Here is a 14,548-nt window from a genome sequence, read left to right as displayed (position 1 = left end):
ACATTCTTTAGGTGATGTTGCTAACTCCTGCATCACCAAAGCTGGCCATATCATTATAAAAATTAGTCGCAGCTTGAATTAACGGTAACGCTAATGCGCCACCTGTACCTTCACCTAATCTTAAATCTAGGTGTAGCAGAGGTGTTGCCTGTAAATGCGCTAGCATTAGCTTATGACCGCTTTCATTCGATTGGTGAGCAAAAATAAGATAGTCACGAACTTCTGGGTATAACTCAACAGCAACTAATGCTGCCGAAGTAGCAATAAAGCCATCTACGACAACCAACATTTTTCTTTCTGCGGCGGCGAGGATTGCTCCGGTCATTTGTACAATTTCGAACCCGCCAACATGCGCTAAAACCTGCATAGGAGAGGTTAATTGCTGACGGTGCAACGTAAGTGCTTCATTAAGCAGTTTGGTTTTTAACTGTAAGGTTTTATCGTCGATTCCAGTGCCGCGTCCAACACATTGGCTTACTTCCATATCTAACAGTGCCGACATTATTGCCGCAGCTGACGAGGTATTGCCGATCCCCATTTCGCCTAGCGCAATTAAATTACAACCTGATTGATGATGGCGCTGAACCAGCTCGGTCGCGTAATTAAAGCCTTGTTCAACTTGGGTAAGGCTCATTGCTGGCGCAAGATGAATAGGGGCGGTACCTGCACCTAAGCGTTGTTCTGTTACTCCAGTCGGATCGGCAAGCGGCTCTAAAATACCGCAATCAATCACTTCCAGATTAAAACCTACCTGACGACTAAATACATTGATGGCCGCGCCACCTGCGACAAAGTTGTACACCATCTGCGTGGTGACAGCGCTTGGCGCGATAGATACACCATATTCAGCAATACCATGGTCGGCAGCAAACACCAGCATGGCAGGCTTGGTGATGGTGAGTCTAGCAAGGCTATCTTTACCAACGGCTTGCACTCTGGCAATTTGCGCAGCAAGTGTTTCTAGTTGCCCTAGAGCGCCTAATGGTTTGGTTTTTTGATCAATGATGTGACTAATTTGTTCGTCTAACGCGTGGTTAACCGGGTCTACAGAAAACATTGCAACTCCTATGCTATGACTCATGTATTTATAATTGAGGTTATCTGACCTGATGTTGTCATTGGTAAGTATTAACCTAAGTAATACCAATCGTACTAAGTAACTGGTCATTCTAGCTTGTTAAAATACTCGATAACGGCGTTAGAATTTTTGATTGTAGAATAACTACTTATCGAAAAATTCTGCCTTGTTCTCGATCATTTTTCCTGCGCTAGCTCTGATCACTTACTTAGTGTGATTGGTATAAGGTCTATTCAGTAATCAGAAACTACTGATAACAGCAAACCATACTGGCAGGTTATTCTTTACTATTCAATGTGTTACTAATTGATGCGTCACTACTCAATGAATGGCACTACAAAGTGTAATAAATTATAAATACCCATTTATGATGCCAAGGATTATTTCGCTTATTGTCAGCTTAATGCGAGTAATTAGGATATTCATAGCTTTGGCCAGTGCATGCAGAATTGATAGGCTTGCAGCTGCTGCTGTACCTCCTCTAGTGATGTTTTTGTTGCTGCTGTTGATGGGCTATATGTATTTGATGCTTGCTTAGGTGTTGAAAAGTAGATATCAACTTCCAGTAGCGCGGCATAAGGTAAGGTGAATTGACTAAAAAGGCCGTTGTTTTGCTGAGCTTTTAATATATGCCCTAGAATGACCTTGATGACTCCGCCGTGAGTCACCATTAGCACAGACGCTGTGGCATCCTCTGAGGGCGTTGTTTGATTGGCATGACTTTCTAACAGTTGAGATAACTCGTTTAATACTCTTAACTCAAAGTCAGCTAAAGTTTCGCCGTTGGGAGGGCTGTTTTTTATCTGCCAAGGATTACGCCAAAAGGCATCCATTTTTTTCGCCGAGTGCTGATAAAGCTCATCAAAGGTTTTGCCATCCCAGTCGCCAAAGTCCATCTCCGCAAAACCGTTAAGAGTGCTCATCACTAGCTTGTTCTCTACAGCGGTCTTATTGCTCCAAAGAGCGCATCGTTGCAAAGGTGAACTGACGATCTCAGCGGGCAATTGAGGAATAGCAGAAAACGCCTTATCCATCTGTGCTTGCCCGACTTGAGTGAGCAACACATCCACTTGTCCCCTTAAAATGTTGCCACCTTCACATTGACCATGACGTAACATCCACAACTTTAGCTGCTTCATTGCAATCTACCTTGAGCTATTCATATTTACTTTTTTATTCTCTGTAATCTATTCAACAGGGGAAACAGCAGAAAGTCACTAATATTCCTTGAGATACGCGTACATACGTACAAGCTTTTTGAACCTTTAAGCTCAATAACTATAAAAATGAAATGATAAGCGATCATTTGTGGTGTTTTAGGTGGAGTATTAAACAGATCGTGGATTGTGACAGGTGTACTAGCTTTTTGTTTATATAAGCCCAATAACTATATAAATGGAATGATAGCAGATCATTTTTGCAGGGTTGGAGTGTGGGTATAAAAAAAGGCTTACCAAATTTGGTAAGCCTTAGGATTCTAGCGACTAAAACTAAAACTAATGCTTAGTTCATGCCGTATTAACTACACTACCGTCTAGCCTTATCTCGCATTACCTTGTTTAATCTATCTAAATTCCTTTATCTACAATGGCTTATGGGTCTATTGTGTCTATCTTTATCTAATCGTATCCTGTTGTTTAGAACATAAAACGTGGGTTTATATGTGGGTTTGATACTGAATTGAACCCACTTAATTGATTGCTTTTGCATGTGGCTACACCTGCAAGCCTGCGAAACCTGCGGAATATGGATTTTAAACGAGGTTAACCCCTTACCTGCGAACCTGCATTACCTGCGGAAATAGATTTTATGGCATTGACTGACTCAAAATTACGATCACTTCTAAAAGGGCATGACTCAAAGTCACCTAAAAAAATATCAGATAGAAATGGACTGGCGGCACTTTGGCGAAGTAGCGGAAAGGTGTCTTTCATTTATCGCTATCGTTACAACCAAAAGGCACAAACAGCAACACTAGGCGAGTACACGGGGCGAGCTGGTGGAATGTCACTTGCTGAGGCTCGAGCTAAGGCTGGGGAGTGTCGAGCGTGGCTTGATGAGGGAAGAAACCCTAGAAGCGAAATCGTTTTAAACAAAACATCCATACGCGAAGCGGTGACAGTTCGAGGTGCGTTGAATTATTGGATTGATGATTTTGCTAGAGATAAGCGATCTAACGCAGATAAACACTTGGCTCAGTTTGAAAAGCATATTTTCCCATTTATCGGTGATCTGCCTTGTGAGGAAGTGCCAACACGCGCATGGGTAAAGGTGTTCGATGATATTAAAAAAGGGACTCATCATAGACCTGCCCCAGTAGCTGCTGGGTACATTTTCGGAAATGCAAAGCAGGCTTTAATTTACTGTAGGAAGCGCCATTTTTGCACCAGTCACGCGCTTGATGATCTAACTATTACCGATGCTGGCGAAAAGCAACAAAAGAAAGACAGGTTCTTATCTATGAGCGAGATTCGCGAGGCTTACGCATGGTGTGAGAGCGATAAAGGTAATTGGTATTATCGCCAGTTGGTCAAGTTGCTCATTTGCTTTGGAGCTAGAACACAAGAAGTCAGGCTAAGTAAAGTTGATGAGTGGGACTTAGAGCGCATGGTTTGGACTTGCCCAAAAGCTCACTCTAAAAATGGGTCTGAGATAGTTAGACCGATACCAGAATCATTAAAAGAATATCTAGCTAGTCTTTTGTCGCAAACAAGCAATGAATACCTTTTAGGGGAACTAAAGCACGCGCCTGCGGTGTCGTCTGCTGGGGCATTAATCCCTAAAAAGTTAGGGCATGACGAATGGAGGCTTCACGATCTTAGAAGAACACTGGCTACTCATTTGAATGATTCAGGAATAGAGCCTCATATCATAGAACAGCTGTTAGGGCATTCAATTAAAGGGGTAGCAGGTATTTATAACCGTGCTCAGTACCTTGAACAAAAGAGAGTAGCTTTAGATTTATGGCAATCAAAGCTAGCAGAAAAAGAACATCAAACGAATGTAGTGGGGTTTAGATAGATGATTGATCCAGCAAAAACAATTGAAATCATTCGCCGGTGGGATCGTAGAGATAAGGCGAAATCTCATAGCGGAACAGAGTTAGATTTACAAATAACAGAGATTATGGACGCATGGGAGGCGTTTAGGGCTTGTGAGGCAACTATGAATCAGCAGTTTATTGCTTATCAAGTACATAGATATTTAATGAATAATACAAATATTGGCAACGAGAAACCAATAACTAGGAATTACGCTATTCACAGAATGGTGAAAAACCCATTAGATAAAAAAATGACCATTAATAAGGCTTGTAAAGAAGTCGCTAAGCGTAAATCACTCGATGCAGGAAGCGTTATGACTAGTTACAGAAATTGGAAGCGTGATAAAGATAATATTGAGCGTGCTATCAGATACCACCATGAAAATTGCGTTCTACATCATATCCTAGATAAGAGTAAGAATGCGATCCCTTACTGTAAGGATGAGCTAGTTCAGAGCAATGTTAGCTCTATGTTTCGCAGAGCAATCAAATGGATGACCAAGGCGTAGATTAATGATTATCTCATCAAAAACAATTGAAATAACTGCAGTTGATACAAAGACAAGAGATGTTATTCGCCAGTGGGACAATAGGTTAAAGAATAAATCCTACCGCGGAACAGAGTTAGCAAAGCAAATGATTGCAATATTCGGTGCATGGGAGGCATTTCGGTGTGCAGAAGCAACACCTAGCCAGCAATTAATAGCTTATCAAGTGCATGAGTATTTAATGGGCGTGGGTGAGGTTAAGAGTAAACCTAGAGTGACGAATAAAATAATGAAGCGAAATTTAAACATTCACCGGGTATTAGAGTGCGGAGATGACCGCGAACGGAGTATTAATTATGTCTGTAGGCTTTTTGCTGGTATGAGTAGCCTTGGCGTTGATAGTGTTCAGTCTAGTTACAGAAATTGGAAGCGTGATAAAGGTAATGTTGAGCGTGCGCTTAAGTACCAACCTCAATTCTTTTGGGAGTCAATAGAGGAAGGGGTATTTTTACCGTTATAAAAGTACCCCTACTTAGAACAACCATAGATGTACATTGGTCGTATCGGACTTGTCGAGACATAAAAGGAGGTATCCGATATGCCAGAAAAACTAATATCAATCGCTCAGATGTGCGAGCTATTAAATCGAGATAGGCGAACCCTGTGGGTTTGGGTTAAGCAAGGGAAGTTTCCAAAAGGCGTAATGCTAGGTAAGCGAACTCTTGGATGGACTCAAGAAGTTTATCGCGAATGGCTCAACAAACAGCAGGAGGCTTAGCTATGAAGTTTTCAGTTGAAACATTAATGAGTGATCACCCTGAGTTATGGCAAGAAGTTCGTTTAATGAAAGCAGACAAGCTAGGTGTTCTTATTCAGCTAATGAATGGAGAAACGTTTGAGCCAGCAGGAAGAAATACCGCAACCCAACAACTAGACAAAGAGGACGCAATAATTAGTGTCCTGCGTTTGAAGTGGTTGATGCCGATTACTTCAGTAAGCACTGGAGTAGGTAGTAATAAAGCACACTTGATTAAGTTAGCCGATCTTCACTGCTTGCTTAATGATAGAAGCACTCAACGCAAAAAAATTAAGCGAGAGAACGCAAAGAGGCAGGAGGAACGCACAGAGCGGAATTTAGAGCTTAGCATTGAGCGATACGGTATTGATTGGACACTGAAGCGAGCTAAAGCAGTTGATAGGAGGATGACAAAGAAAAGCTCATCTGAGTTTTCTAAGTGCTCACACTGCGGATACGAGCAGTTAAGTAGTGACTTGTTTTACGCTGGTTGTATTAAGTGTGGAATGTTTGAGCAAGAAAAGAAAGCGAGGGTTTAAAGGTGGGTTTAAATTGCAATTTTATTAATTATCACCACCAAGAAGCCTTTGATATCAAGGGTTGTTCTATTTTGCTTAGTTCATTAACAGTTAACTACGATCCGTTAAACGAGAAAAAGCCTTACATAAACTGTAAGGCTTTATAAACAAATCAGGCTGTTGGTCTTAAGTTTGGCGACTTTCCAACAGCCATCATCGAGAATTATTATATGCAAAATTCCCCTACTGTCGCAAAAAATAATTACTGTGATAGCAAAATAATTACTACTGGAAGTAATCACAGCCAAACAAGCGGCTTTGCTTTAGCTAGCTTTAATGACCTTGAGCAGGCGATAAAGAACCCCGTAGACCTTTCACAGTACCAACCTGATGCAAATCAAAAACTAAGACAGGCTAAAGCTAATTGCCCTTGGTTTCTGCCGTCAGATATTGGTCGCTCAAAACTTAAATCAGATATTGAAAGTCATTCAAATTACACGCTGTTAGTTGCTGATATTGATGATGGAAATAGCGATATTCGTGATGTTGAAAGTGACTTAGAGTTAAACGGAATAAACACATATTACATTTACTCTACGGTATCTTGTAAGCCTGATGATAAGCGTTGGAGAGTTATTGTCCCAATTGCTAATGCTGTTGATTTAGACCACTGGCAAGCGTTGCAAACCGCTTTAGTTGTGGCTTTAGATGGTGATGATTGCACAAGCAGAAGTCAGCAAATTTCATACATGCCAGCGCTATCTGTGCTTAATAGAGATTGCTATCAATTTGCTATTGAAAAGGGCGATCCGTTAGATGTGTTTGATTCATACTTTGCACAACAAGCGGTTCTGTTAGATCAGGAACAACGCAGAGAGAACCTAGAGCAGGAGGCGAAAGCTAAGGTAGCAAAGCCTAAGAATATTAGCCTGACTGCGGGGCAAATCTCGCCTATTGATGTGTTTAATAGCTCGAATGAATGGAATGAGCTTCTAGCAAGTTATGGCTTTAAAAAGCGGGGTAAGAAATGGCTGCACCCTAGCAGTAAAAGTGGGGTAGCTGGTGTCTCAATTTCTTATAGGGATTGCTTGTATGGTCGTTATGTTTCAGGGCATACAAGCGATCCGTTAAGTGATGGTTTTTCTCATGATAAGTTTGATTTGTACTGCCATTTTGAGCACTCGGGCAATACTGGTGAAGCACTAAAGACGCTAGGCGAAGATCTTAGGAATGTTGATGGCGTGAGTATCACAAAGCATAACCAGAGAGCACACAGCCAGAAAATAAACGATCAGAATATTAAGGCAGCAAATCAGGAGTTTAATAGTCTGAATGATGAGGAAACCGAATGGGCTACACCTGTAGAGCTAGTTTCTAAATTAAATCCTGTTGCGAGCTTTGATGATGAATTACTACCTAAGCAGTTGCGTAACTATGTAGTTGATTATTCCTATCGAATGGATAAAGCGCCAGTGGACTTTGCAGCAATATCTTGTGTTATTTGCGCTGGGGCTTTAATTGGTGGATCTGCCGAGATACAACCGAAGCGCCTTGATACTGGATGGAGAATTGTTCCAACAATGTGGGGTGGCGCTGTTGGTCAGCCATCAACTAAGAAAACGCCATCATTGAATTGTGGTCGTAAACTTATTGAGCACGCACAAAAAAATGTAATAGATAAACTTAACGCTGAAAAGATGGATTTGTTTGAGCTTGAGGTGCAACTAGCAGAGGATGAAATAGACCAAGCCAAGCTAAAAGCAAAAGAGGCTTTAGAAAATGGAGACAAGCAACAAGCGTTAAAAATTCAGCGAGAAGCTAAGCAAATACAACCCAAGCCACCTAAGATCCGAAAAGTGGTTATCAACGATTCAACAAGTGAGGCTCTTGCTATTCGGTTAGAGCAAAACCCATTAGGTGCGCTAATGTTTCGTGATGAGCTTTCTAGCTGGTTAGCCAATATGGAGCGAGCAGATAGGCAGCATGAAAGAGGATTTTACCTAGAGGGCTTTAACGGTTCTGGTAGCTACTCTCAAGAGCGCGTGACTCGTAAAAACGTAGAGTTAGAGAGGGTTGTTATTTCTGTTCTGGGAGGAATACAACCAGCCAAGCTAACCCCATTACTAGCAGGTAAATCTAGCGGTACCGGTGACGATGGATTACTAGAGAGAATCATGCAATTGATGGTTTATCCTGATTTCTCGGGCATGCAGTATGTAGACAAAGCGCCTGATGTATTAGCAGAAATGACAGCAAAGAGTACGTTTGATGCTCTAGCCTATCTTGGTGAATTGGATGAGCCGCTTATTTGTAAGTTTGCTGATGATGCGCAGGATCTGTGGGAGTCGTGGGCGAAGCATCTAGTACATAGAAAAAACACATCAACACCAGAATGGCAAAGCATGATCGGTAAATACGATGCTCTATGCGCAAAGCTATCTTTAGTATTCCACTTGATTGGTGAATGTGGTGCAACCTTGGTGGGAAGCAAGCCAGAGCCAAACACTGTTATAGATATTGAGCACCTAGAGCGTGCAATTAAATGGATGGGGTATTTAGAGAGCCATGCTAGCAGAATAATGACTTACTTTGATGCTGAGCAGTCTCTAGCACCTGCAAAGACCTTACTTGATAGATTGCCTCAAGTTTCGCCTTACTTCACTAGGCACGTATTGAGCCAAAAGGACTGGAAAGGTTTAGCCGCTAAGGATTCAAGGGAGGAAGCAATAGCAGAGCTTGTGGGGCGTGGATACTTAAAGGAAGTGACCAAGCCACCAGCTAGCGGGAAAGGGCGTCCTACTGTTCAGTTCTGGGTTCACCCCGATTATCAATCCTAAATAATGACCGCTCGTGAGGGCGGTTTTTTTATGTCAGTTAACAGCTTTGAATTAATAAAAATCAGTCAGAATAATAATTGTGAGGGTTATTATTAGTATTGGTTCGACTTAATGCATTTTAAAAACCACTTATTGGAAAATGCATTGGCTTGAGGGATATCGAGATATTTACCCTCCTTGATCCTTGGTTGCTCAAAAGCATCAAAAAGCATCTCAGCTTCTTTTTCGGTTAACGGGGGGGTTGCTGTTTCGAAGATATCCGTTAGTGAATTTTGGTATTGAGCTAGCTCCATGAACACCCTTGCAAGCTTACCTACCTGAGTGCAATCGCTTACATCCCTTATATCTGCAACTGAGCTAGTTGATGTTAGTAGTGCGATTATTGCTAGTTGTTTTTTCATCTGTTGCCCCTATTATTAAAATGAAGCAGCTAAGACTTTTTTCTTTATATCTTCAAAAACTTTAGTTCGTCCTGTTGCAATGAATTTTCGTCCGTCCTTAAATTCACATACGAAAGTAGTATCTTTACTTTTTCCGCCTAAAATCAAGCCAGCTAATAAACCTACTGGACCAAGTAAGACACTACCCGCAACGCCCCATCCTGCTGCCCCGCCAATACTGATTACTGACTCTTCAGATGCTTCTTCAACTGTTTTCACTTCTGACACTTTGATTTTTTCTTGTAAAATCTTCCCTGGAACTGACATCTTAAACTCACCCAGCATATAGCTACCCGAAAAATGCATAAAATCTTCACTAGCGATTATTTTCAATTTGCTCATTGTTACGTCCTTTTAGTTATTTAACTCGTTATTTTGTGCGGAATAACATAACAAAGCTTTATAACCTTTTCTGCATACCGCCCCGTAAAATCATACAAAACTTGTCATAATCGCAGATAATCCCTTTCAGTGCTGCGAATTGCGCGCCGCTAAGCGGGGTAAAATCCTCCACTCACTAAAACGCCCCCCCCAGTTGGATATTTGTCTATGCGTATAAAAAAAGGTGACGCCAAACTGTTAAAAATTGTTAAGGCTGTGGCAGTCGAAAACCTCATAAAACTTAGTAAAAATCGGCGGGCAAAACCTAAGAAAACATTATGCTCAAATTTCCCAAAATCCTTAATTTTCCTGATATTTTATTAGTACTCGCTAATATTCAAATCCTAACTAAGACTAAGGTTTTTATTATCATTTTCACTTAGCCAGTCTTATGTTTTCTTTATTCGCAGGTAACGCAGGGTCGCAGGGATAGCCACACCCGAAAAGATAACTTTCTGTAAACCTCTCTGAAACCCTTTATATTAGCAAATGCTTATCTATGTAATGGGGATGTATGGAAAAACACAGTCTGGCTAGCATGATTTTTTTTTATGCAAATTTTGCTGGTGGTTTGTATTTGGTGGGTTTATCTGTGGGTTTGAATATGAAAAAGGGGCTAGCCAATAAAGCTAACCCCTTGTATTTATTGAGAAAAGTTAATTCCTCTTAATTCATGCCGTATTTTTTAAGTTTCTTACGAAGTGTACCACGGTTGATACCCATCATAGATGCAGCGCGAGTTTGGTTGCCGCGAGTGTATTGCATGATCATGTCTAGTAGTGGTTGTTCAACCTCAGCTAGCACTAGCTCATAAAGGTCGTCTACATCCTGACCATTTAATTGTGCAAGATAGTTTTTAACTGAAACTTTTACTGAGTCGCGAAGTGGTTTTTGCGCGATTTGGTCTTGAGCTGTTACTGTAGTAACTGTTAGTGCTTCAGAAGTCAGGTTTTGTTCGAACATATTCAATCTAGCTCTTCTCGTAATTATAATGCAACCATATCCCTATCAATGATAGGAATTGAAATACTCTTCTAATGCGTCTAATTGCGCAGGGGCAACTTCGATGGCATTGAAGACACGGCGAAACTCACGTGCTTGTTCGTGCTCTTTTAGGTACCAACCCACATGCTTTCTTGCAATGCGCGGACCTAAGAACTCACCATAAAATTGATGAAGCTCGTGAACATGACCAAGCATGATGTCTTTTACTTCCTGCATAGGAGGCTCGGGCATCGTGGTGCCGTTTTCTAAATAATGTTGGATTTCTTGAAAAATCCACGGACGACCCTGGGCGGGACGACCAATCATCAAGGCGTCTGCACCGGTAAACTCCAGTACATGCTTTGCTTTTTCGGGGCTATCTATATCGCCATTGGCAATTACAGGTATCGAAATAGCTTGCTTAACCGCTTTGATGCTCTCGTATTCGGCCTCTCCTTTGTACATACAAGTTCGCGTTCTACCATGTAGAGCGAGAGCCTGTATGCCGCAGTCTTCGGCTATTTTAGCGATTTCGACACAGTTCTTATGCTCTGTATCCCAACCGGTTCTGGTTTTTAATGTCACAGGGACATTTACCGCATCTACTACCGCTTTCAGAATTTGTTCAACAAGCTCTGGATGCTTTAGTAGCGCTGAACCCGCTAGTTTCTTGTTCACTTTTTTAGCTGGGCAACCCATGTTGATATCGATGATTTGCGCACCGCTCTCTACATTAAATTGCGCAGCTTCTGCCATTAATTGTGGATCTGATCCTGCAATCTGTACTGAGCGAATGCCCGATTCGGCTTCATGTACTCTTCGTTGCAGTGATTTTGATGTATTCCATGTCTTAGGGTTGGCGAGCATCATTTCACTGACAGCCATACCAGCACCGTATCGAAGACACAACTCTCGAAAGGGTCTGTCTGTAACGCCAGCCATAGGTGCTACAATCAAATTATTCTTAAGTTCGTATTTACCGATTTTCAAATCATGGTCACATTATTAACAGCAAGGGCGCGCATTTTACGCATTTTTTGCGCGCGTGAAAAGCCTAATATTTGAGCATTTCAAAAAATATTTGCGAACTTGGCTGTTTTTTACACAAATTTTGATGTGACTCAACTAGAGTGCTTTTTTCCAGAGATGCGACACCACTCTTGCATCTCTACAATAGGGTCTACATTAAACTGGTCACGATAGTAATTTGCGACATCTTCTGCTTGTGTATCGAGCACGCCAGACATAGCAAGTTCACCATTTTCTTTAACCAGTGCTTTGATTACAGCGGACAGGTCACGCAATGGACCGGCTAAAATATTAGCTACAACAACGTCGGCAATCAGACCATCAGGTTGGTCTTGCGGTAGGTATAGTTCTAATTGCTCTTTTACACCGTTGCGCTCAGCATTAGCGGTAGAGGCAAGGATCGCTTGCGGATCGATGTCGATCCCGATCACTTTTTTCGCGCCTAGCTTGATCGCTGCGATCGCGAGAATGCCTGAGCCACAACCAAAATCGACCACAGTTTTTCCTGCAAGGTCTAACCCTTCTAGCCACTCTAAGCAAAGTGAAGTGGTTGGGTGTGTACCGGTGCCAAAGGCTAAACCTGGGTCAAGCATAACATTGACGGCATCTGGCTCAGGGATTTCACGCCAGCTAGGGCATACCCATAAACGCTCACCAAATTTCATTGGGTGGAAGTTATCCATCCACTCGCGTTCCCAGTCTTTATCTTCAAGCTGCTCTACTTTGTGCGCAAAGCCTTGCTCAAGAAGCTGACTTGCTTCGATTTGCTGTAAAATCCACTGTGTGTCCGCTTCTGCGTCATACAGGGCTAGGATGTCTGTTTCACCCCATAGGCGAGTTTCACCCGGTAGTGGCTCAAATACAGGCGTATCTTTAGCATCTAGGAAGGTAACGGAAAGGGCACCAGTTTGTTCCATCAACATATCACCGATTTGCTCGGCATTTTTGTCAGTGGCGTTAAGTTTGATTTGAATCCAAGGCATGGAGTTCACTCTGCGTATTGATAATTGGCGTGGATTTTAGCAGTAAATTTAACCAACTTCATCTATACAAATAAAAAGGGTGTTAGCCAACATGGTTGGCTAACACCCTTAATTACGCTAAGTATTTAGTTAATACTTATTGCAGACCAAGCTTCTTCTCAAGATAGTGGATGTTTGCACCACCATGTTGGAAGTTCTCGTCATTCATGATGTCGAGTTGTAGAGGCACGTTAGTTTTAATGCCTTCAATGATCATTTCGCTAAGTGCGTTTTTCATGCGTGCGATAGCAACATCACGGTTCTCACCAAAGGTGATCAGTTTACCAATCATTGAATCGTAATGAGGTGGCACTGTGTAACCTGAGTAGATGTGAGATTCCCAACGAACACCCATACCACCTGGAGCATGGAAACGTTCGATTTTGCCTGGGCAAGGTAGGAAACGCTCTGGATCTTCAGCATTGATACGACATTCAACAGCATGGCCGCGAATTTTGATGTCATCTTGGGTGAATGATAGAGGCTGACCTGCAGCAACACGAAGCTGCTCTTTAATAAGGTCAACGCCAGTTACCATTTCAGTCACTGGGTGCTCTACCTGAATACGGGTGTTCATTTCAATGAAGTAGAACTCGCCGTTTTCGTATAGGAACTCAAAAGTACCTGCACCGCGGTAGTTGATTTCAAGACAAGCACGAGTACAACGCTCACCGATGTACTTACGCATATCGTCAGTAATACCTGGCGCTGGTGCTTCTTCGACTACTTTTTGGTGACGACGTTGCATTGAACAGTCACGTTCGCCTAAGTGGATTGCGCCACCTTGGCCATCAGCAATTACTTGAACTTCAACGTGACGAGGGTTTTCTAGGTATTTCTCCATGTAAACCATGTCGTTGTTGAAAGCAGCTTTTGCTTCTGCGCGAGTCATAGCGATAGCTTCTACTAGTTCATCTTCAGAGCGAACTACACGCATACCACGACCGCCGCCGCCGCCAGAGGCTTTGATGATAACAGGGAAGCCAATACGTTTAGCATGAGCTTTGTTTGCTGCCGCGTTGTCATCAAGAGGACCGTCAGAACCCGGAACACAAGGTACGCCTGCCTTTTTCATTGCGTTGATAGCAGCAACTTTGTCACCCATGATGCGGATGGTTTCAGCTTTAGGACCCACAAAAATGAAGCCTGATTTTTCTACTTGTTCTGCGAAATCTGCATTTTCAGAAAGGAAACCATAGCCTGGGTGGATCGCTACAGCACCAGAAACTTCTGCTGCTGAAATGATACGTGGGATATTTAGGTAGCTGTCGATACCGCGAGCAGGACCGATACAGATTGACTCATCAGCAAGTAGAACGTGTTTAAGATCACGGTCAGCTGTTGAGTGAACGGCTACGGTTTTAATACCTAGCTCTTTACATGCGCGAAGAATACGAAGCGCAATTTCGCCTCGGTTCGCGATGACTAATTTGTCTAGCATAATGTCGACCTCTATTATTCGATAACGATCAGAGCTTGGTCGAATTCTACCGGAGCACCATCTTCAACAAGAATTGCAGTAACTACGCCAGATTTATCGGCTTCAATTTGGTTCATCATTTTCATTGCTTCAACGATACAGATAGTGTCGCCAGCAGAAACAGATTGGCCTACTTCTACAAATGATTTTGTATCTGGACCAGGAGCACGGTAGAAAGTACCTACCATTGGAGAAAGAACTTTATGACCGTTATCAACAGGAGCTGCAGGCGCTTCAGCAACAGGTGCTGCTGCAGGAGCTACAGGTGCAGGAGCTGGCGCTGCTACAGGTGCAGGTGCTGCTGCGTAATGGATTGGTGCAACAGGTGCATTACCGTGACGGCTGATACGTACTGATTCTTCACCTTCAGAAATCTCAAGTTCTGCAATTCCAGACTCTTCTACTAGCTCGATTAACTTCTTTATTTTGCGAATATCCATGATTCTTCTCTT

The 14,548-nt window shown here is 42.4% G+C and carries 15 protein-coding genes; 6 read left to right on the top strand and 9 right to left on the bottom strand.

Annotation, left to right across the window (positions count from 1 at the left end; all coding sequences use genetic code 11):
• Positions 1-7: 7 nt before the first annotated feature.
• Positions 8-1,057 carry a nicotinate-nucleotide--dimethylbenzimidazole phosphoribosyltransferase gene (gene cobT / locus QV280_RS11955; RefSeq protein ID WP_152822294.1) on the bottom strand — a complete coding sequence of 350 codons (1,050 nt, stop codon included), beginning with the start codon at positions 1,055-1,057 and terminating at the stop codon, positions 8-10.
• Between the two features lie 443 nt (positions 1,058-1,500).
• Positions 1,501-2,217 carry a histidine phosphatase family protein gene (locus tag QV280_RS11950; protein WP_152822296.1) on the bottom strand — a complete coding sequence of 239 codons (717 nt, stop codon included), beginning with the start codon at positions 2,215-2,217 and terminating at the stop codon, positions 1,501-1,503.
• 670 nt (positions 2,218-2,887) lie between these two features.
• Here QV280_RS11950 and QV280_RS11945 point away from each other — a divergent pair.
• The 6 genes from QV280_RS11945 to QV280_RS11920 all read left to right on the top strand — a co-directional run bounded on the left by QV280_RS11945 (position 2,888) and on the right by QV280_RS11920 (position 8,760).
• Positions 2,888-4,099, top strand: a complete 1,212-nt coding sequence (locus tag QV280_RS11945; RefSeq protein WP_152822298.1) for a tyrosine-type recombinase/integrase — start codon at positions 2,888-2,890, stop codon at positions 4,097-4,099.
• Entirely contained in the window at positions 4,100-4,630 is a 531-nt protein-coding gene (locus QV280_RS11940) for a hypothetical protein (RefSeq protein WP_152822301.1), read from the top strand.
• A 4-nt stretch (positions 4,631-4,634) separates the two neighbouring features.
• Positions 4,635-5,129 (top strand): hypothetical protein, encoded by a 495-nt coding sequence (locus QV280_RS11935; RefSeq protein WP_152822303.1) that lies wholly within the window; start codon positions 4,635-4,637, stop codon positions 5,127-5,129.
• A gap of 78 nt (positions 5,130-5,207) precedes the next feature.
• Positions 5,208-5,387, top strand: coding sequence for a helix-turn-helix transcriptional regulator (locus QV280_RS11930; RefSeq protein ID WP_152822304.1), 180 nt, complete (start codon positions 5,208-5,210; stop codon positions 5,385-5,387).
• A gap of 2 nt (positions 5,388-5,389) precedes the next feature.
• Positions 5,390-5,944 (top strand): hypothetical protein, encoded by a 555-nt coding sequence (locus QV280_RS11925; RefSeq protein WP_152822305.1) that lies wholly within the window; start codon positions 5,390-5,392, stop codon positions 5,942-5,944.
• A gap of 209 nt (positions 5,945-6,153) precedes the next feature.
• Positions 6,154-8,760 carry a YfjI family protein gene (locus QV280_RS11920; RefSeq protein ID WP_152822306.1) on the top strand — a complete coding sequence of 869 codons (2,607 nt, stop codon included), beginning with the start codon at positions 6,154-6,156 and terminating at the stop codon, positions 8,758-8,760.
• Positions 8,761-8,852: 92 nt separating this feature from the next.
• Here QV280_RS11920 and QV280_RS11915 read toward each other — a convergent pair whose 3' ends face one another.
• The 7 genes from QV280_RS11915 to accB form a co-directional block, all read right to left on the bottom strand.
• The gene (locus tag QV280_RS11915) at positions 8,853-9,161 is read right to left on the bottom strand and encodes a hypothetical protein (RefSeq protein WP_152822307.1); all 309 of its coding nucleotides are present in this window, start codon (positions 9,159-9,161) and stop codon (positions 8,853-8,855) included.
• Positions 9,162-9,176: 15 nt separating this feature from the next.
• Entirely contained in the window at positions 9,177-9,542 is a 366-nt protein-coding gene (locus QV280_RS11910) for a hypothetical protein (RefSeq protein WP_152822309.1), read from the bottom strand.
• Between the two features lie 705 nt (positions 9,543-10,247).
• Complete coding sequence (gene fis, locus QV280_RS11905) at positions 10,248-10,544, bottom strand: DNA-binding transcriptional regulator Fis (RefSeq protein ID WP_017027299.1); 297 nt, start codon at positions 10,542-10,544, stop codon at positions 10,248-10,250.
• Positions 10,545-10,589: 45 nt separating this feature from the next.
• Positions 10,590-11,555 (bottom strand): tRNA dihydrouridine synthase DusB, encoded by a 966-nt coding sequence (dusB, locus tag QV280_RS11900; protein ID WP_152822311.1) that lies wholly within the window; start codon positions 11,553-11,555, stop codon positions 10,590-10,592.
• A 131-nt stretch (positions 11,556-11,686) separates the two neighbouring features.
• Positions 11,687-12,577: a 50S ribosomal protein L11 methyltransferase gene (gene prmA / locus QV280_RS11895; protein WP_152822313.1), complete on the bottom strand. Its 891-nt coding sequence runs from the start codon at positions 12,575-12,577 to the stop codon at positions 11,687-11,689.
• Between the two features lie 136 nt (positions 12,578-12,713).
• Complete coding sequence (accC, locus tag QV280_RS11890) at positions 12,714-14,057, bottom strand: acetyl-CoA carboxylase biotin carboxylase subunit (protein ID WP_023405478.1); 1,344 nt, start codon at positions 14,055-14,057, stop codon at positions 12,714-12,716.
• Positions 14,058-14,071: 14 nt separating this feature from the next.
• The gene (gene accB / locus QV280_RS11885; RefSeq protein ID WP_023405477.1) at positions 14,072-14,536 is read right to left on the bottom strand and encodes an acetyl-CoA carboxylase biotin carboxyl carrier protein; all 465 of its coding nucleotides are present in this window, start codon (positions 14,534-14,536) and stop codon (positions 14,072-14,074) included.
• Between the last annotated feature and the right edge of the window lie 12 nt (positions 14,537-14,548).

Source organism: Vibrio sp. B1Z05, from assembly GCF_052955985.1.
This window is presented reverse-complemented; position numbering and strand designations above follow the sequence as displayed.